This window comes from Rubripirellula tenax (assembly GCF_007860125.1).
GTDB lineage: Bacteria > Planctomycetota > Planctomycetia > Pirellulales > Pirellulaceae > Rubripirellula > Rubripirellula tenax.
Genome location: NZ_SJPW01000004.1, coordinates 682,838 through 701,116 on the forward strand (window position 1 = coordinate 682,838; position 18,279 = coordinate 701,116).

13 protein-coding genes are annotated in these 18,279 nt (G+C 54.3%); 7 read left to right on the forward strand and 6 right to left on the reverse strand.

Annotated elements, in window-relative coordinates; all coding sequences use genetic code 11:
- Nucleotides 1-284: 284 nt before the first annotated feature.
- The gene (locus Poly51_RS17220) at nucleotides 285-521 is read right to left on the reverse strand and encodes a hypothetical protein (protein ID WP_146459010.1); all 237 of its coding nucleotides are present in this window, start codon (nucleotides 519-521) and stop codon (nucleotides 285-287) included.
- Between the two features lie 173 nt (nucleotides 522-694).
- A complete protein-coding gene (locus tag Poly51_RS17225; RefSeq protein WP_146459011.1) occupies nucleotides 695-1,042 on the reverse strand; it encodes a hypothetical protein in 348 nt (115 codons plus the stop codon).
- A 607-nt stretch (nucleotides 1,043-1,649) separates the two neighbouring features.
- Between Poly51_RS17225 and ltrA the strand changes: the two genes are divergently transcribed.
- Nucleotides 1,650-3,035: a group II intron reverse transcriptase/maturase gene (ltrA, locus tag Poly51_RS17230; RefSeq protein ID WP_146459012.1), complete on the forward strand. Its 1,386-nt coding sequence runs from the start codon at nucleotides 1,650-1,652 to the stop codon at nucleotides 3,033-3,035.
- A gap of 664 nt (nucleotides 3,036-3,699) precedes the next feature.
- On the opposite strand, the gene tnpC is transcribed toward ltrA, so the two are convergent.
- Entirely contained in the window at nucleotides 3,700-5,229 is a 1,530-nt protein-coding gene (tnpC, locus tag Poly51_RS17235; protein ID WP_146459013.1) for an IS66 family transposase, read from the reverse strand.
- A gap of 86 nt (nucleotides 5,230-5,315) precedes the next feature.
- Nucleotides 5,316-5,909: a BlaI/MecI/CopY family transcriptional regulator gene (locus Poly51_RS17240; protein WP_186775620.1), complete on the reverse strand. Its 594-nt coding sequence runs from the start codon at nucleotides 5,907-5,909 to the stop codon at nucleotides 5,316-5,318.
- Nucleotides 5,910-6,112: 203 nt separating this feature from the next.
- Here Poly51_RS17240 and Poly51_RS17245 point away from each other — a divergent pair, with 203 nt between their 5' ends.
- Nucleotides 6,113-8,140 carry a molybdopterin-containing oxidoreductase family protein gene (locus Poly51_RS17245; RefSeq protein WP_146459015.1) on the forward strand — a complete coding sequence of 676 codons (2,028 nt, stop codon included), beginning with the start codon at nucleotides 6,113-6,115 and terminating at the stop codon, nucleotides 8,138-8,140.
- Entirely contained in the window at nucleotides 8,137-8,865 is a 729-nt protein-coding gene (locus Poly51_RS17250; protein ID WP_146459016.1) for a DinB family protein, read from the forward strand. The genes Poly51_RS17245 and Poly51_RS17250 overlap by 4 nt, the downstream gene beginning before the upstream one ends.
- 1,026 nt (nucleotides 8,866-9,891) lie before the next feature.
- Here the strand turns inward: Poly51_RS17250 and Poly51_RS17255 are convergent.
- Both Poly51_RS17255 and Poly51_RS17260 read right to left on the reverse strand, forming a co-directional pair.
- On the reverse strand, nucleotides 9,892-10,746 hold the full coding sequence (locus tag Poly51_RS17255; RefSeq protein WP_186775621.1) for a TolB family protein: 855 nt from the start codon (nucleotides 10,744-10,746) through the stop codon (nucleotides 9,892-9,894).
- Between the two features lie 102 nt (nucleotides 10,747-10,848).
- Nucleotides 10,849-11,790, reverse strand: a complete 942-nt coding sequence (locus Poly51_RS17260) for a prenyltransferase/squalene oxidase repeat-containing protein (RefSeq protein WP_186775622.1) — start codon at nucleotides 11,788-11,790, stop codon at nucleotides 10,849-10,851.
- A gap of 456 nt (nucleotides 11,791-12,246) precedes the next feature.
- Here Poly51_RS17260 and Poly51_RS17265 point away from each other — a divergent pair, with 456 nt between their 5' ends.
- The 4 genes from Poly51_RS17265 to Poly51_RS17280 all read left to right on the forward strand — a co-directional run bounded on the left by Poly51_RS17265 (nucleotide 12,247) and on the right by Poly51_RS17280 (nucleotide 18,261).
- Nucleotides 12,247-12,921 (forward strand): RNA polymerase sigma factor, encoded by a 675-nt coding sequence (locus Poly51_RS17265; protein ID WP_186775623.1) that lies wholly within the window; start codon nucleotides 12,247-12,249, stop codon nucleotides 12,919-12,921.
- Entirely contained in the window at nucleotides 12,918-15,455 is a 2,538-nt protein-coding gene (locus tag Poly51_RS17270) for a DUF1549 domain-containing protein (RefSeq protein ID WP_146459019.1), read from the forward strand. The genes Poly51_RS17265 and Poly51_RS17270 overlap by 4 nt, the downstream gene beginning before the upstream one ends.
- An 8-nt stretch (nucleotides 15,456-15,463) precedes the next feature.
- Nucleotides 15,464-16,816 (forward strand): DUF1501 domain-containing protein, encoded by a 1,353-nt coding sequence (locus Poly51_RS17275; protein ID WP_146459020.1) that lies wholly within the window; start codon nucleotides 15,464-15,466, stop codon nucleotides 16,814-16,816.
- Nucleotides 16,817-16,968: 152 nt separating this feature from the next.
- The gene (locus Poly51_RS17280) at nucleotides 16,969-18,261 is read left to right on the forward strand and encodes a hypothetical protein (protein WP_186775624.1); all 1,293 of its coding nucleotides are present in this window, start codon (nucleotides 16,969-16,971) and stop codon (nucleotides 18,259-18,261) included.
- The last annotated feature ends 18 nt before the right edge of the window (nucleotides 18,262-18,279 follow it).

The window sequence follows — 18,279 nt, forward strand, 5'->3', positions numbered from 1 at the left end:
TGCGCGTCGATGCCGGAGTCACGGAGAAATGCAGCGAGCGAGTCAGCGTTCGGAAAATGGCGTGACCGATAGACGGTAGTTGGTTCGGGCAGCGTCATCGGCGATGTCCTGATTCATTCGGATAACGTTACCGATCACCGGGTCGGGAGTGTTGATGTTCCATTTGAAAACGGCCGCAAGCCCGACTCCGGTGCATCGGATGGTTATCCGCCGTCATAAATCGGATCGAGAAATCGCCGGCGACAAACCTTAGCATACCGGAAAATGACAGTCATAACCGATCGTTAAATACGACCAGTCAAAGCACGATATATGTCGCCTTGTTCCTTGAGCCGAAACCGTTCGGGAATGCGTTCTGCGGGACGCGGAATAAATATGAGGAAGAACAGTGAGGCAAAGGCAGCGGGTGATGCAAGCAAAGCGAAGTGGCGGTAATTATCTGTGCCGAGAAAGCCAAGAAAAGCGAGGAAGAAAAGGAAGGCCAGAAACGCAAAGAATCGACGATCGTAAGCGCGGGTCATGATTGTTCCAATCGAGTGTAGGGTAGAGAAAGTTCAGTCGGATAACGTTGCCCGTCACCGGGCCGGGAAGATTTATTGTCCATTCGTGAAACCGTGCAAGCCCGGCTCCGGTGCACGGGATGGTTACCCGCCCTCATCAATTGGAGCAGGACGAGATTGCGTGAAGACAATGATTAGTCGTATATGAAGCCAAGAATTAATCGTGCACCCGGGAATGCAAGCAGGCCCGCGAGCGTTCCCGCGACCAATCCAAAACGCAGTTTCTGTTTCATGAAAAGAATCGAAGAATACAGGGAACCCACTGCGGAAACAGTAAAGATAGCAACAGAGGCCGCGTAAGCAGTTTGGGGAGCGCTGGGAGCAAATGCTCCGGTGACGTAGCGATAGGTATTGTAAACGACGGCAAAAAGCGAGAACACGAAAACCGCGGCACACAAAGCGACACCAACCCACCGCAGAGGAGTTGGGGAATTCGGTTCAATGCCGAGTGCAGTGGGAGCGGAGTACGGGTTGCTGCTCATCAATTCTCACGGATGTTTTCAGTCGGGTAACGCTGGCCATCACCGGGCACGGAGAGTGATGCTTCCATTTGTGAAAACGCGCAAGCCGTGCTCCGTGTGCAGTACGCCCAGCATGGGCGTGATCTTATCAGGTGAAAGTCCTGTGTGTTTAATTCCAGTCATTTCAACAAGGGAGTCATCGTACCAGATGGATAGCTCGTAAGAAATCAACACGAGGTGAGGGCAACTGCGGCGAGGTGACAGACCGTGGAGAGGAAGCCTGCGATGCTCGATTGGTGTAGCAACCGGCAGCGTCTCACCAAGACCCACCAGGTTACGTACAGAAACCACATACAAGGCCGGTAACTCCAGGTGAGCGTGCTGCCTAACGCGAAACCGAACTGGAAGACGGAGTGCAGGTAGATGTGGAGCTTGGGTGGGGACAGATCACGTTCCCTTATCTGGGGAGATCTGAAGACGTACCGGCGAGTAGAGCTTGCTCGAAAGGTCGGGCGATCGGGGTGACCCGAATCGTGTCTTCAGAAGTCAGCAGAGGTCGTAGTACCGAGCCTTGCAGTCCAAGCAAGACGGGAAGGACCAAACGTTTTAGCACAAGGAAGAACCATCGATGACCTCAAAGAAACCGAACGCATCGCGTCACACAGGCGCCGCGCACAAACCTCAGCCGAGCCCTTCGACTTCGGCGGCCATCGAGAAGCCAGCCTTGGACTCACAACATCAAACCTCTTTGGTGGAAGAAGCTGTCGACGATCTCAACATGGAAATGGCCTGGGCCAAAGTCAAAGCCAACTGCGGAGCCCCTGGCCCCGACGGTATTACGGTCGAAGACTTTGCCGATTGGTTCACCCCTCGTTGGCAACAGATCAAAACACAACTTCTCGAAGGGACTTACCGCCCGGCCCCGGTCAGGCGGAAGTCCATTCCTAAACCCGATGGCGGCGAGCGACACCTCGGCATTCCAAACGTGGTCGATCGTCTCGTCCAACAAGCCATCGCACAAGTCCTGACACCGATCTTTGATCCGGAGTTCTCTGAATCGAGTTTCGGTTACCGGCCCTATCGAGACGGCCACGGAGCAGTGAAGCAAATCCAAACGATCATCCGCAGTGGTTACCACTGGTGTGTCGATATGGACCTGTCGAAATTCTTCGACACGGTTCAGCACGACGTGCTGATGGCTCGCGTGAGCCGCAAGGTTCACGACAAGCAACTGTTGAAATTGATTGGCAAGTTTCTACGCGGCGGCGTGATGGTGCTGGGTTGTTTCCAACCAAGCAAGGAAGGAACGATGCAAGGCGGACCACTTTCACCACTGCTTGCGAACATCCTGCTGGATGATCTGGACAAGGAACTGGAGCAACGTGGCTTGCCATTCGTCCGCTACGCGGATGACTTCATCATCTTTGTGAAGTCCGAAGCAGCCGCTCACCGAGTCTTCGGATCGGTCGAGCGGTACTTGCAGCATACACTCAAACTGATCGTCAACCGCGAGAAAAGCTACGTCCGCCGAGCGGACGGAGTGGAGTTCGTGGGCTACGAGTTCCGTGGCTATGGCGGCAAGATTTGTGTGAGTGAAAAGAAGCTTCGCCACTTCAAGCGGCGAGCCAGCGAATTACTTGCCCGCAAGGGTGGTCGTTCGATGGTACGCCGAATGGCGGAGTTCACTCAGTACGCACGAGGTTGGATCGGCTACTTCGCATTGGAGCAGCGAAAGAGTGTTTTCACGAGCTTGGACAAATGGCTTCGTCGCCGCGTCCGAGCTTGTTACTGGAAGTCTTGGCGCTTACCACGCACCCGGATCCGAAAGTTGAAAGCACTCGGCATTTCGCACGAAGATGCGTACATGTTCGGCGCAAGTCACAAAGCCGTCTGGCGTCTTTCAATGACGTCGGGTGTGCAACGTGCCTTGTCAAACGACTGGCTGAAAGCCAACGGACTGTTTAGCCTCGAGGAAAGATGGAGCGAGCTTGCTCCGCTAAGACGAACCGCCTAGTGCGGATCCGCATGCTAGGTGGTGTGGGAGGGTCCCGGAGCAATCCGGGCCCTATCCCGATTGGCTTTGTTATCCGCATATTCGATAGACCGCCTTGCCGATATCGTCGCTATCGTATCCATAGTGTTCAATGCGCCCGTAGAACCGAAAGCATGCGATTAGAGCGATGCGTTGTTCGGGGGTGAGCAAGCGGTGGAATTTCGTTGCAGTGTATGATCCGTAGATCAGTCGGTCAATAAATCCGACATCAGCCGCATCAGTCAGCTCGCGGGGGGGAATAACGGGACGGGAGTAGTTTCAGGTGATTTGGTCATTTATTACCCCCGTCCCATTTTCTTCATCGTCCCATTTTCTTCATTACGTCCCATTGTAACAGTTTAGTCCCCGTGTGCTTGTTCGAAAGCAGGGCTGGCGTGTTGCTGCGAGGCTGATCGAAGTGGTTGGTAACCTCAGACCTGCCCCGACGCTACGCTCATCGTGGCTTCAGGCGACTTGCGAACGCTTCATTTTGTCTAGACACTGGGCTGAGTGAGCGTGAGCGCAGCGTCGAACTCAATTCAATGAAGTTGAATTGCCAACGCGGTCGTGCTTGCGATTCTCGCAGTGCGGCGTTTGATGGCCGCACAAGCTCGAAGATCGACGCTCGGCGAATCTTCGCCGGCATTTAGGCATGCGGCTTCGCATAGAGCCGCGTGAGGACCGCGTCGGGAGGCCGCGTCAACAATTCGAAATAGATGTCACTGGCACGATGGCCTTGTCGTCGCGCCGTTTCGGCAACGCTCATTAACTTCGCCATCCGATTCGCTCCCGCTTCACTGCGATGACCAAAGGTGATCTTGCGAAGGACGACCAAGGGACGCAACGCACGCTCGGCAAGATTGTTCGTTGGCGGAACACGCCGGTCGTCAACAAAGATCAACCACTCGGTGAAGTGGCGATTGATTCTGCCCTGAAGCGTCACCGCTTTCTCATGCGAAACCTCCATCGTGCTCAAGTACTTCAACCGCTCGCGCAGCCGGTATTCGGCGGCTCGCTGCTCATCAGTGTTAAGTGAACCTGCTGCTCGCTGGCGGTGAAAAGCACAAGCACGTTTAACGAACTCACGAACGTCTTTGAAGAATGCAAAATCAAGCGTTCCTTCTTTGGTCAACTTCTGCCAGTCTCTGGCCGTGCGAGCTAAGTGGGCAAGACACTTTTGTTTCTTGTCGGTCGTATGAGCGGCGTAACCGCTGTAGCAATCGGTGACCAAAGTGCCCGTAAAATGAGGCCCCAGAACGTCTCGTGAGACCTTGCCCGCCCGCGTCGTGTCGAACTGAAAATGAACGTACGCTTCATCGGCATGAACCCAGAAGTAGGCTCGGTCGCCATCAAGGGTCCAGTAGGTTTCGTCAGCGTGAACGGCCCCGTCGCTACTGCCAAGTTTCTTGGCAATATCGTCGACCACAGGCTTGGATTTCTCCGCCATCTTTTCCTCAAATCCAAGCAACGCCGCCGGTGTAAAGGTGACCTTGAATAATTCATCAATCACCCTCGGAACTTTTCGGTAACTGATCCCGATGACGTTGCGAAGATAGATGGCCTTGCTTCGCAAGAAGGGACCGATGCGGCTGAGCAAGATTTCGTCTTTGCCCGCCTGCTCGACACGTCGATCGCACTGTCGGCAGTGACACGCGGCGTGCCGATACAGCACGACGCGATAGACGCCGTCAATGATGTCTTCTTGCAGATGCTCCGTTGGATCGGCGGAGGGTAATCCATCAACCGGCCCCAGACAGACTGGGCACCGACGCGGAGCAGGGACATTGACCTCCCAATCGTACTCGGTGGCGGTGGGACGAAACCAACCAGGGTGCCCGACGGGCGCGCCGCGTTTGTTTGTCGGTGGTTTGGCAGGCGGTGAGATTGAAGTTTCCGCTTCGGCTTGCTTTTGCTTGTTGGTGGCGAACTTGTTTTGCCGCTCCAATTTGAGTTCGAGTTTGACTTGCTCCAACTCGGCTTTCAGCTTTTCGTTTTCTTGGAACAACCGAATGTTGCGTTTTCGCTCGGCGTCGATGGTGCCGTGCAAATAGTCTTGGAACTGCCCGTTGTCATTGCTTAATTGAACCAACGTAGCGATCGCCGCACCGCCAGCGTGTGGACAGTGTCCGACGTTGGGGCAAGGATCGTTTCTGCGTGGGTAAAAATCGAAGTTCATGTGAATTCCGTCCGTGAATTCAGCAACCTATCCCCATTCGCGATATGCCACCAAGGCCAGTTCTTGAGATCAGAAGGCCACGGGGACTAAACTGTTACGCACATGATCTGCAAAACAAAGAGGCCTGACCCCTTTGATTTCCTTGACCCCTTTGATTTCCTCTCGCCCCGACTTTCGTCCCACATGTTGCAAGAAACTTCCATTGCGAGTTTGACGTTCGAGCGGTCAGCCCCCAATCGAATCAAATCAGGCTGAACTGAACTTGAAGCACTCTCTAAACCGTCGGAAAGTGAACGCCCAGGATCAGGGTACTTATCCAGTATCGCGAGAATCTCGGCAGCTTCCTTTTTGCTGAGCCGCTTCTTATCAACCAATTGCATGATGAGCGGTGCAATGGATTTGGTACCAAGCCGCTCCACTAGAGAATTCAGTTCTTCACCCAGCACATCCGCATGCGTGCATGCAGGTGAAAACTGGTGGACAAAGGAACTCCGGTCTCGCGATACCAATCCCTTTTTTTCTAGTCGCTGCAGAAACGAATGGACCGTTGCGAACTCCGACTCAGCACCGTCAGGGTACACCGACGCAGCAATGGCCTTGGCGGTGAGCGATTCCTCTCGCCAAAGCACCTTCAACACATCAAGTTCAGCATCCGTGACGGAGACCCTCTTCTTCACCATAGCTAGACTCCCAACGCTCTCATAGGCATAGCGCATACGCGCAACAGGCGAGCCGCCGAATATCAAGCGATGTTTCCGAGCGCGAACCTGAGAGCAGCTGGAGTGGTCTGCAATGATTCTGGAAGCGTTGTCAGGCGACATTATCGGATAGACTGCGGCGGTTCACATGGTACGTGCATGCGACTATCTCCGATGGATTTCAAATGACACTCGAATCAGAACCTGTACACCAGTCATCGACGACCACCTGTCCCCTGGACTGCCCTGATGCGTGCAAGTTAGTCGTGACGGTCCAAGACAACCGGGTCGTCAAGATCGATGGCGCCAAGGACGATCCTTACACGGATGGCTACATCTGCGGAAAAGTTCGCAAATACGCCAACCATGTTTATTCCGATCTGCGCCTACGAACTCCCTTGCGCAGAAACGGTCCCAAGGGCCACGGCCAGTTCACACCCATTTCGTGGGACGAAGCTTTTTCGGAGATCGTCGATCGCATTAAGCAGGATCGTTCACGATTCGGTGCCGAGTCCATTCTTCCGCTTTGCTACGGCGGCTCCAATGGCAAGCTGACGCAAGACGCTCTTGATGCACGGTTCTTCTATCGCTTAGGGGCATCACGCCTGGCGCGAACGGTTTGTGCCGCACCTTCGGGCGCGGCTTACGATGCGCTCTACGGAAAGATGCCCGGTGTCTCCTGTCTTGACTATGACGACAGCAACCTGATTGTTATCTGGGGCAACAATCCTCATGCGTCCGGGATTCACCAGGTTCCGCACATTCAAAACGCTCAGCGGCGAGGAGCCAAGTTGGTCGTCGTTGACCCTAAGGAGACGCAACTAGCATCCACGGCAGACCTGCATCTACCGATCTTCCCCGGTAGCGACTTGGTCGTCGCACTCGCCATGATTCGTTGGTTGAATCAGGCAGGTTTCGTAGACGGTGAATTCATTCAGCAGCACACAAACGGTTTTGAGCAGTTACTTGGTCGCGCGGACGAGTGGACGGTTTCCCGAGCAGCTTCCGTGGCTCGCGTGCCGGAGTCTTCACTGGAAGAATTCTTTCAATGGTATGGTGAATCGGATCCCGCCGTGATCCGCTGCGGCTGGGGCCCAGAACGCAATCGAAATGGCGGAAGTGCCACGGCCGCGATTCTGGCAATCCCAGCCGTTGCGAACAAGTTCAAGCGTTCGGGTGGTTTCACAATGTCCAATTCTGCAGCTTGGCGTTTGAATCAACATTCAGTAATCAACGCTACACCGCCGCCAACACGCCGCATCAATATGAACTTGATCGGCGAGACGTTGTTGCACGCGGACAATCCGCCAATCTCGACGCTCTTCGTATACAACTGCAATCCGGTGGCAACGCTTCCCGAGCAAAACAAAGTGCTCAGCGGTCTGCAGCGGGAAGACTTGTTCACGGTGGTGTTTGATCAAGTTCTTACGGACACGGCGGTCTACGCGGACATCGTCTTGCCTGCGACTACGTTTCTAGAACACCACGATCTGCGAAGCGGTTACGGCAACACGCGTTTGGGGACTATCAGTCCTGCCATCGATCCCATCGGGCAATCCAAGAGTAACAACGAAGTCTTCGCAGAACTGCTTGATCGTTTGGAGTTGTCGCAACCAGGTGACGTGACCCGCGACAACGAACTCCTGGAAGCACTACTGGGTCCGCAAGCACACCAACAAATTCAGCAATCAGCTGAGCTCATGCCCGATATTGGTTGTCGACCGATTCAAATGGAGGATGTCTTTCCCGCGACGCCCAGCGGCAAAATCGAGCTCTTTCCAGAGTCGCTTCAGCGCGAGTCCCGGGCCGGGCTTTATCGATACATCGACGATCAACCCAACGGCACCCAATATCCGCTTGCTCTGATCTCACCAGCAACTCGTCAATTGGTCAACTCATCGTTGGGATATCTGATCGAAAAGCAGGCCGTTGTCACAATGCATGCCTCCGACGCAGCCAAGCGCAACATCTGTGATGGCCAATCAGTTCGGATTTTCAATGCCAGTGGGGAAGTCATCGTCGACGCTCACGTGACGGAATCGATCGCTCCTGGAGTTGTCAGTCTACCCAAAGGAATTTGGATGAGGCATTCCAAGAACCATCGAACATCTAACGCTCTTTCGCCCGATACGCTCTCGGACATCGGAGCTGGTGCTTGCTTCAACGACGCTCGGGTGGAAATTAGCTTAACTTCGGAGAATCAGAACCAATGATTACTCTCACAGGCTACATCATCGTCTCCGAAGAAGAGATCGCCCAGATCCGCGAAGCGCTTCCCAAGCACATCGACGCAACGCGAGCGGAATCGGGATGCTTGCGCTTTGACGTCAATGAAAGCGAACACGAGCGGGGGCGGTTTGACGTTTACGAGCAATTCAGAGACAGGGAGTCGTTCGAACAACACCAAGCACGCGCAAAAGCTTCCGAGTGGGCTAACATTTCGCGAAACGTTGAACGCCACTACACCGTCAGCGGCATGCCAAACATTTCTGACGCGACTGCATCCGCATTGCTGAACTCCGTGGCTGCAGCGCGTGATTGGCTGCTGGATCTGGACGATCAAACTGTCCGTCATCGGCCGTCGCTTGATCGCTGGTCGATCATCGAAGTCCTTGGGCATCTCGTCGACTCTGCATGCAACAATCACCAGCGATTCGTTCGCGGCCAAGAATCAGATGAGCTCGTGTTCCCTAAGTACGAACAGAATTCATGGGTATCCAAGGGCTACTATCAACAAAGCGATTGGGTGGATCTAGTCGAGCTGTGGTCCCATTACAACCGACACCTAGCACAAGTCATCAAGCACATTCCCGAGTCGCAGCTCGCCACGCCATGCACGATCACGCCCTACGAAACATGCTCGTTGGAATTCATCGTCACCGACTACGTCACGCACCTGAACCACCACCTCAATCGCATCCGAGAGCGAGTGGCTTAGTGCTTTTCTAATTCCTTTCGCCATTTACGGTTCATGAGTGCTTGAGAAAGGAGCGCCAATGAAGCCACGACGATTCGCTCTGGCTTCTGCACTCTAGAGCGAGCGCGAAGGCATGGTTGTGTCGGCCTTCCAGGCCTTTGCTGTTCCTTCATTACTCTCGCCGGGGCCTGCGGCCCCGGCAGAGGATGTGCCAGCCCTGCGGGCTTAAGATCGCCTGGCATTACCCAAAGCAAAAGTGACTCTAAAGCAAGAACGAAGAAGTTGCTCGCGCAAGCCCGAAAGCGATAGTCAATCAAAACCGAAGGCAGCTTCTGCCAAAACCGAAGGCAGCTTCCGCGCAAGGCCGAAGGAAACTTACGCGCAAGCCCGAAGGGCTGGTACATCCTCTGCCGGTGGTGATAACCACCGGTTTCCAGAGCTGACCGTACACTAAAGCCCGAAGGGCTGACACACGCCTCACTGCTGGTGACAGCCCCATAACGTGCAGACTGGGCCTCCAAAACGTTTTTGGTTCGCTGTTGCGGCCAGGAATTTCGCCAGTGATGTTTCTCAGTCGCTGAAATCACTCAGCGAATCATCCTTTTACAAGGAGTCAGAGAAATGACGCTTCAACTCAACCATAAAACGTCTGAACGCTTCTCTGGGTCAGACCTTGTGTGCGGTATTCACGGGTGGTGCGTTCGTGGATCACTCATCGAACGTCCTGCACTGAAGGCCTGATTCGATGCCTCGTCCTCCACGGATTAGCTTTCCTCGCGCCAACTACGATATTGTCACGCGCGAGAGTAGGCGGCACCGGGTGTTCCACGATCAGGGATAATACAACGCTTCAAAAAAGAACTTTACAACGAGGTGCAGCGAAGCGAGTGGATTGTGCTGGCGTACTGCTGGTCGCCAAATTACATTCACGCCTTGCTTTATATCCCCTGATGCCGAACGTTGTTCGGGGGCATCACAATCGGCAATTGAGTCCTGAAAATCGCGAAAGATCTACCCGATGGATCAGACGTGGGTGGATAGCCCGCATCATTTGGGAGTGCCGATCATCAGCAATCTTTTTCCGTCAGGCGACCACGCGGCTCCTTCGATCCACCGAAAATCCGGTTGTTTGGCCAGTAGTTCTGGCTCAGCTTTGCCGTTTGAAGCCAGAGTGTAAAACTGTGGTTTACCTGCCGACTTGTTGGCCATGGAAAAGATCAGTGATCCGTCGGGATGCCAAGTGATTTGATCGCTGGTCTTTCCTGAGTAACAGACCTCAAATCCGTGATCAGATCCGTTCACATTCACAGTGGCGACTTCGTATTGTGCGTCGTCGTCAGTAGCATTGGCTTTCGGCTCGCGTAAGGATCCCTTGAAAGCCAGCGACTTGCTGTCTCGTGACCAATCGAACGACCAGAAGATGGTGCTATATCGATTGGCACGGTCACCATGGAGGAGCAGACGCACCTCTTTCCTTTCTGCGGGATCGTACAAGACAAAGTTTGCGCCACGAGTGTAGGCAATCCATTTTCCGTTGGGTGACCAGCGGGGTGACCATCCCCTTGGATCGATGCATTCTTTTCCCGAACCATCAGCATTCATCAGCCAAACTCCGTGATTGGGCGAGTAGCGTGAAAAACAGATCCTGGAAGCGTCATGCGAAAAACTCGGCATCGCTCCGTCGCCCAAATCAGCCCACTCCTTACCGTCGATGTCTGTCAAGAACACGTGGCATTCGCGAAACGTCTCGCCCGTCAGGGAACGGAATGAATCAAACCCAATCCGCGTGCCATCAGGTGACCAGACAGCAGAGCCTTGTCGGTCATACTCCGAATCCGCTTGCATCAGCACATCAGCTTTCGAAGCCCCCGTGTCCATGATGTAGACGAGCTTCTTCGGCATTCGATCCTGTGCCTCACTCGCTCCGACCATCGAAACTAGGAATGTCGTGAGTACGACGGAAATGACATGGATATTGAAATGGCTGAGACTCATCATTCGCCTTTATCGTTGGTAGATAGGAAGCAGTTGATACGGAGGCGTGAGCGCCAGGATCGCCATCGCGGTGGAGTACGTATCGCTGTACTCCCGATTGTGATGGTCTTCGTCCCAGTTGCCTCGCGCGTGTTGATGGGCGACGAGCGTCTCAGCAAGTGGCACGTACGTTTTCGACCAGTACTCACCACCGAGTTGGTAGGCCGCTTGGCTGCAATAGTACGCCGCATAGAAATAGCGGTCATGTTGCCGTGATTGGTTGTATCGAGTGAATTCCTGACGCAAGAGCCAAGCACCCGACTGACGTTCAATTCGATCGTCGTAGTTTCCTGTCAAAAACAGACACAGCACACCAGCACCGGTCATACCGCGAGTGATCTGTTCGCTGCGATGAGTGGCGTACTGAAAACCTCCGGTTGGTTCGTCAAAACACATTCGAACATAGTTGATGGCTTGATCGATCGATTCTTTGGGAAAATCGAAGCCAGCATTGTGTGCAGAACGCATGAACATAATTTGCCAGCTCGTGACCGACAGATCCGACTGTGGTTGGCTAATAGGAACTTGTTTGATGTACCGCCATCCGCCTCGATCGAGATGTTCGTTGGCGCGAATCGGGCGTCGTTGATTCTCAGTGGCAAAAGCCAACGCTTTCTCAATCGCTGTTTCGATCCTTGCCGATCGCGTCGCGTCGGTCATGCCATAGACTTCGCCGAGCACCGTCCCGCAAATACCATGGTTGTACAATGCCAACTGCCCAGCCTTGTGGTCTTCCGGTCCTGTCAAGCTAACGCGTTCCAGCGTAAATAGTCCGTTTTCGATTTGGGTCGATAAGACATAGTCGATGGCGCGATTGAGTGAGTCACCGAGCGGGCCATCACCGGGTTCGTGTCCGGCTGACAAGGCTGCCATCACATAAAGCGCTGTCACTGCAGGCTTGGCTATTTCCATGGAAGGTATCGAGCCATCCGACTGCTGCCTTGAATGAAGGTAGTCCAGTGCACGATCGACAGAACGATCAATCGCAGCCCACTGGTGCTCGCTCACGACACTCAAGTCAGGCGGATTGTGGTGAGCGGACTGCGAATCAATCGACGCTTTAGCTGCGTTAGGCTCTTGAGCATTGGACGCCCCGACCGGAGGCCCGATGATGAGTCCCAGAACTAGGATCGAAATCACTCTCTTCGTAATCTCATCCAGCCGAAAGCGAGAAATTTCGTGCATCGTTATTCCTGTTGGACACGGAGTTGCTTGAACGTTCCATGGATTATGGGTTCCGGCAATACGGGCCAACAAGCGTAAAACGCAAAAAAAGATGTTTCTCAATTTCTTAGATTTTCATCGAGCGCTCAATGATCTGTTACCCTACTAGGCTTGCGGCTGAAGCTCCAAAGCGAGAAACGTAAATTGACCACCGCCCCTCCTGAAATCCTGAACGAGATCGTTGCGAGAGCAAAGCGCGGCGATCGAGAAGCGATTGGTCAACTTTATGAGTTGCTCAAGACATCGGTGTGGCATTGGGCCTTTCAATCGCTCGGCGATGAGTCGTTGACGGAAGAAGTGGTGGGTGATTCATTCATTGCTTTGATCAGTCAAGCCGACCAACTACCGGACGAGTTTCTGGCGGTGGCTGGTTGGCTACGCACGGTTGCCAAGCGAAAGGCTTGCAACGTGATTCAACGAGTGACGACCCAGCGTAAAGGCATGCAAGGCCTTGCGAGTGAAGAGACTCATATCAAACAAACGCCTCGAAACGGGGTGAACTCGTCAAACGACGATGGTGTTCCGGATTCGCTAGAACGAGTTGAAGCAGTGGCAGCCGTAACAGCGGCGATTGATCAGCTATCTCCCGAGTATCAGATCGCGATCCAGTGGCGATACCTGGATGAGCTTTCGCTTGAGGAAGTTGGGCAACGGCTCGGTTTGAGTCAGTCGGCAACTAATTCATTGTTATTTCGAGCGCGGAACAAACTTCGCGAGACTCTTAGTAGGTGCTGGCACGGCGAAGAGCTGTCAGTGCCATCGCCGCCCCTTCAGCAGATTGACCGTGACGTGGCACCAGCCAAAAGAAGTTCAATATGACAGTTCACGATCCAAGCAGCGGTTTTGATCGCGATGACGCGTCGCTACGAGAGCAACTTCGGTCGGTCGCGGAAACGATGCGAATGCCAAGCGATGCAGACCAGCGAATTCGCGAGCGAATGGCGCAGTGCTACAAAGATGCGGAACAACACGCTGTACCCATTAACATTGAAGCGGCGCGATCCCAACGCCGTGCTCCTGCTTGGCTAGCGTTTGTTGTCGCGGCTAGTGTGATGCTGGCGTTCTTCTTGTTAGTGCCCAGCGGCAAGGCGTACAGTTTCGAAGCAATGCTCCGCGCCATTCGGGATCAGCCGCTCGTGCGAGCAATGCTAACGCAGGCTTCGGGTGCAGAATCGATCGGCTGGCTGCGGCAGCGGGGCGGTGTCGTGGTCGCCGTGGAAACACGTGATCGTGTCGTTTGGTGGGACGATGCGCAAAACAAACCCGGTGAATTCTCGCGAACGACGGGTGCCGTCCCCGCGCCAATGGACTCAGCGTCGACTGACTCACTCAGTGATGACCCGCAGATGATGCTGCTGCAGTTGTTGACGGCGATCCGAAGCCAATCGGGTGATCTACACTGGACCATTCGATCGGAAAGCTGGAAGGAGGTTGGCGATCTTGTTGAGTTGCGAGTTGAATTGGAATTTAATAACCATACCTCCAAGGAAACTACGTACGTTTTTGGGATCGATCCCAAGTCGCAAGTGCCTCAGTGGGTGCGAATCGAGTCCAGCGGAATCACCTCCACAGTGCAGCTTCGTTATCCGGATTCAGGACCGACTTCGCTGGCATCCTTGGGCGTCAAGCTACCTGCCGTTGAAATGTTGTTACCCAAGTCAGCGGACTCGATTGAGGTGAGTGAGCCTGAATTGATCGCGTCGTTGCCGACAACGCCCGCCGGCGAAACACCAAGGAGCAAGACTCCGGCTGATGAACCCAACGCATCCGCTGCGCCACTAGGTGACAACTCATCGTCGAGCCAAGCGAATCCGATGGTGGCCACGCGGCTAGCGGCGCGGCGCTGGCAGTCAACATCGGCCGTCGAAGTGCCCACGCTTACCCAAGACATGGTCTCGCGAGTGGACCAGCGACTAGAAGAACTGTGGCGTCAACGCTCCGTTGACCCCGTTGACCCTGCGGATTCTTATCAGCTCACGCGGCGTCTGTATCTGGATTTGACAGGTCGCGTGCCGCGAATTCACGAGATCAAAAGTTCGCTTGATCTTGAGCCGAGTGCATTGGTTGAAGAGTTGCTTGCATCGCGAGAATTCTCGAACCACATGGCCACGGTGTGGAGTCGTTTGCTATTGCCCGAAGCTGTCGACTTGAGTCAGTTCGGCGGCGTGGAAGCCTTTAACGCTTGGTTGGCAAATCAGTTCGCTGACAATGTTGGCTACGACGAAATCGTGCGACAACTATTGCAAGCGGAAGGACGAGTCGGTGAATCGGGGCCGGTGTTGTTTTACACGGCGTTGCAACTGAAGCCAGACGAGTTGGCTAAGCAAACCGCACGTGTGTTTCTCGGATCCCGAATCGATTGCGCCCAGTGCCACGATCACCCGACGGACGATTGGACTCAACAAGATTTCTGGGCTTATGCCGCTTTTTTTGCTCGGATTTCCAGACCCGAGGGACGAATGGAAGCCATGTCACCAGTGCTCCGCGTCCGCGATGTGCCCCGCGGTGATGTCAAGATTCCCGATACCGAACAAATTGTTCAACCGAGGTTTTTGGGTGGTGAGGCATTTGCCGAGCAACCCGGTGAGGCGCTTCGTCGTCAAGCATTGTCAAAGTGGATGACCAATTCTCGTCAGTTCTCGCGGGCGACCGTCAATCATGTGTGGACACATTTTTTTGGCGTCGGTTTGGTGGATCCGGCGGACGATTTTGGTCCCCACAACCCGTCCGTCTCCCCAGAACTATTGGACGAGTTGGCCGAGTTTCTGATTCAGTGCGATTTTGACCTACGCGAATTGGTTCGTGTGATCACCTCATCTGGCGCCTATCGGCTTGGTAGCGAGAGCGAAGTTCATTCCGCGGATCAACTGCGTTACTACGCTCAGATGAACACCAAGTGGCTAACGGCAGAACAGCTTTACGATGCGTTGATGACGTCTACTCGCAGTACTCAGAGTTTCGTAGCAACGGACGAAACGATGACATCGATGATGTTTGCTGATACGAGTCGAGCCGCGTTCATTGAGAAGTTCAAGGCCCCTCGGGGTTCCGCGATCGACTATCAAGCTGGGATTCCGCAGGCCCTTTCGATGATGAATGGATTGCTGACGCTCCAGGCCACCGAGGCTGAGTCGAGCGGAATGATGAACGCGTTGTCTGCTCCGTTCTTTACGGATTCCCAGCGAGTAGAAACAATCTTCATGGCCGTTGTTTCTCGTCCGCCTGCGTCGGAAGAGCTCGACACGATCCTTCCGATGCTCGATTCAGCAGCCAGCGTCGAAGAAAAGCAACAGGTGTTGAGCGATTTGTTCTGGGCGATTTTGAACACGGCTGAATTCTCTACCAATCATTGAGTTGCGAAATGAAACGACGACAATTTCTGCGCACGTCGACGACCGCTTCGATCGTCAGCGCCAGTTCGCTGGGATGGTTGCCTCAATTGGCCGCCGCAGCGGAAGCGGGGGCCAGCCAAGGTCCACGCCGACATTGCATCGTGTTGTGGATGGGTGGTGCGCCGAGTCAGATCGATACGTTTGACATGAAGCCGAATCACGAGAACGGTGGCGAGTTCTCAGAAATCGCAACAAACGTACCTGGGGTCCGTTTCAGTGAGCATCTGCCGACGTTGGCCAAGCATGCTGATAAACTTGCAATTGTTCGATCGCTGACCAGTAAAGAAGGCGATCATGAACGGGCGACTTATCTGGTCAAGACAGGCGTTGTTCCGATGGGGCCGATGGTGCGTCCGCAAGTTGCGGCGGCGCTCGCTCACGAACTTTGTGGCAGCCAGGATACGTTGCCGCCCGTGGTCCGAATTGCCTCGGGCGGCTTCCAGATTGGACGTCCGATCGGGCCAGCCTACTTGGGGCCACGCTTCCTGCCGCTCAATGTTGGCAGTGGCGCAGCTGGAATGGCTGGCGGCGGTGGCGGAGACGATGCAACGATCCACACTGGTGCAATCGCATCGTTACAGGTTGATTCGCTTGCTAGGCCTCCTGTGATCGACGATGTACGCGATCTTCGGCGCTCAACGTTGTGGTCAAAACTGGAAGGTCGATTCATGAAGTCGCACCCAGCCGATTCTGTGACAGCACATCAAACCGTGTACGAGAACGCGAGAACATTGATGACCAGCGGCGAAGCTGACGCGTTCGACTTGAGTCAAGAAGACGAGGCGCTTCGCAGGAGGTACGGTGTCGGCACTTTCGGGCAAGGATGTCTGCTGGCGCGGCGGCTTGTCGAAAGCGGTGTTTCATTTGTGGAAGTGGTCTTGGATCGCGCAACCCTTGGCGGCGCCACGTGGGACACGCACTCAAACAATTTTAGGGATGTGGCGGCGCTCTCGGCCGAGTTGGATGCCGGATATGCGACACTGCTAGAAGATTTGGCTGATCGTGGATTGCTTGAAACGACAACGGTAGTTTGGATGGGCGAGTTCGGTCGTACTCCCAATATCAATTCCAATGCAGGACGGGATCATTTTCCTGGCGCGTTCTGTGCCGTACTCGCAGGCGGCAAGACAAAAGCGGGCCAAGCGTATGGCATGACGTCCAGTGACGGATCCAAAATCGAGGAGAACCCGGTGACGGTTCCCGAATTTTTGGCGACGGTCTGTGCGGCAACGGGAGTCGATCCTTCAACGATGATCATGAACGATGCTGGGCGCCCGGTTCCCATCGTTGATGCCTCTGCCATTAGCGAGATTGTCGGCTAATGATTTTGCGCGCCCTGTTCATCCTCGTGCTTGGCCTGTGTGCTTTCAGACAAGTTGTTGCGCAGTCTTCGACATCAAAAGACGAGCCCGGCGTTGCAGACATCAGTGTCTATGGTTCGTTTCAACACCCGGGGCAAGATGACGATTCGACGATGTTCTTTTATAGTGTGACGCCGACCGCTGATACGACCATGACAGACTATGTGCGTGATTCGAGTGGTCAATGGTTGGCCGACGAAGGTGTCGACGATCCCGCGGCCGTCCATGTTCAGTTGCGAACGCCTGCAGGCGATTACCGCATCAAAGTGGTTATCACGATCGACGGTATTGCTTTCCGTACGCATCAAGAAAAGGGAATTGCGTCTGCGCTCGAACTGGCTCGTGCTCCAGCCCCCGCAGTAAACGAACCGGTAAACGAACCAATAATCAACGAACCAGCAAACAGTGAGGCAACCTCGCCGTCTGAAGCCAAACGAGTTTCAGCAACCAACTACCGACGAAGTGATGTCTCAAAACAACTCGCAGGCTTTCTCCGCTCTCAATCGGCCAACACCAGCTCTGCTGCAGATTTTAGTGAGTTGCAATGGATGGTGACTCAGTGGTTGCCAGGCAGTCGAGTATTAGTCGCCGAAGAACGCTTCGGACTCCAGCACCGGAAAACGGCACCCCTGTTACGAACGATCTCACCAGAAAGCGCCACCATCTCAATTGCAGAACTCGATCGCGTGCCCAAGATCCTTATCGACGCAGATACCAATAGCGATCAAACGGTCAGCCTATCGGAAATCAGTGGAACCTCGGAACCATGGTGGAACGAGAATACGCTACTGACTTCAACAGGAAATCCAGAAGTCGTTGATCTAACGATCGCCTTGAACCTCAGTGGCGAGTCGAGTACGTGCTCGGTGGCAAGTGCGTCGCTTATCAGTCCGACGAAAGCGACTGGCGGTCGACTGATTCATGATGCTCCATTTGGCCAATTGATTGTTGTACCTGTCCGAGACGACCGAACCGCCGACTCGTTTTTTGAATCGGGACAGATATCCATCAGCGTGGTGGTCATGCCGAATCCTTTGTTTACGTTTGCTGACAAACGTTCCGATGGAAGATTGGATTTGCGAGAGATCCGTGAGCTGCCTGATCGCATCCGATCACTCGACCGGAATAAGGACGGCCACGTCACGACCGACGAACTGCCCGCTCAAGTCATGCTTGTCGTTTCTCAGGGGCCGTGGGCAAACCGCTTAGCGACACAGATTTCAGCGACCCCCGTTGTCGCTCCCGTTCCCCCGCAATCAGTTCCTATTCCAAGTTGGTTTTCCGGAATGGATGCCAACCAAGACGGTCTCGTCGCTCGCGCGGAGTTTTTTGGTAACGACGAGCAGTTTGACCAGTATGACACTGATGCTGATGGCATGATTAGCACCGAAGAAGTAGCAAAGTAACAACCGAAACGCAAGGTT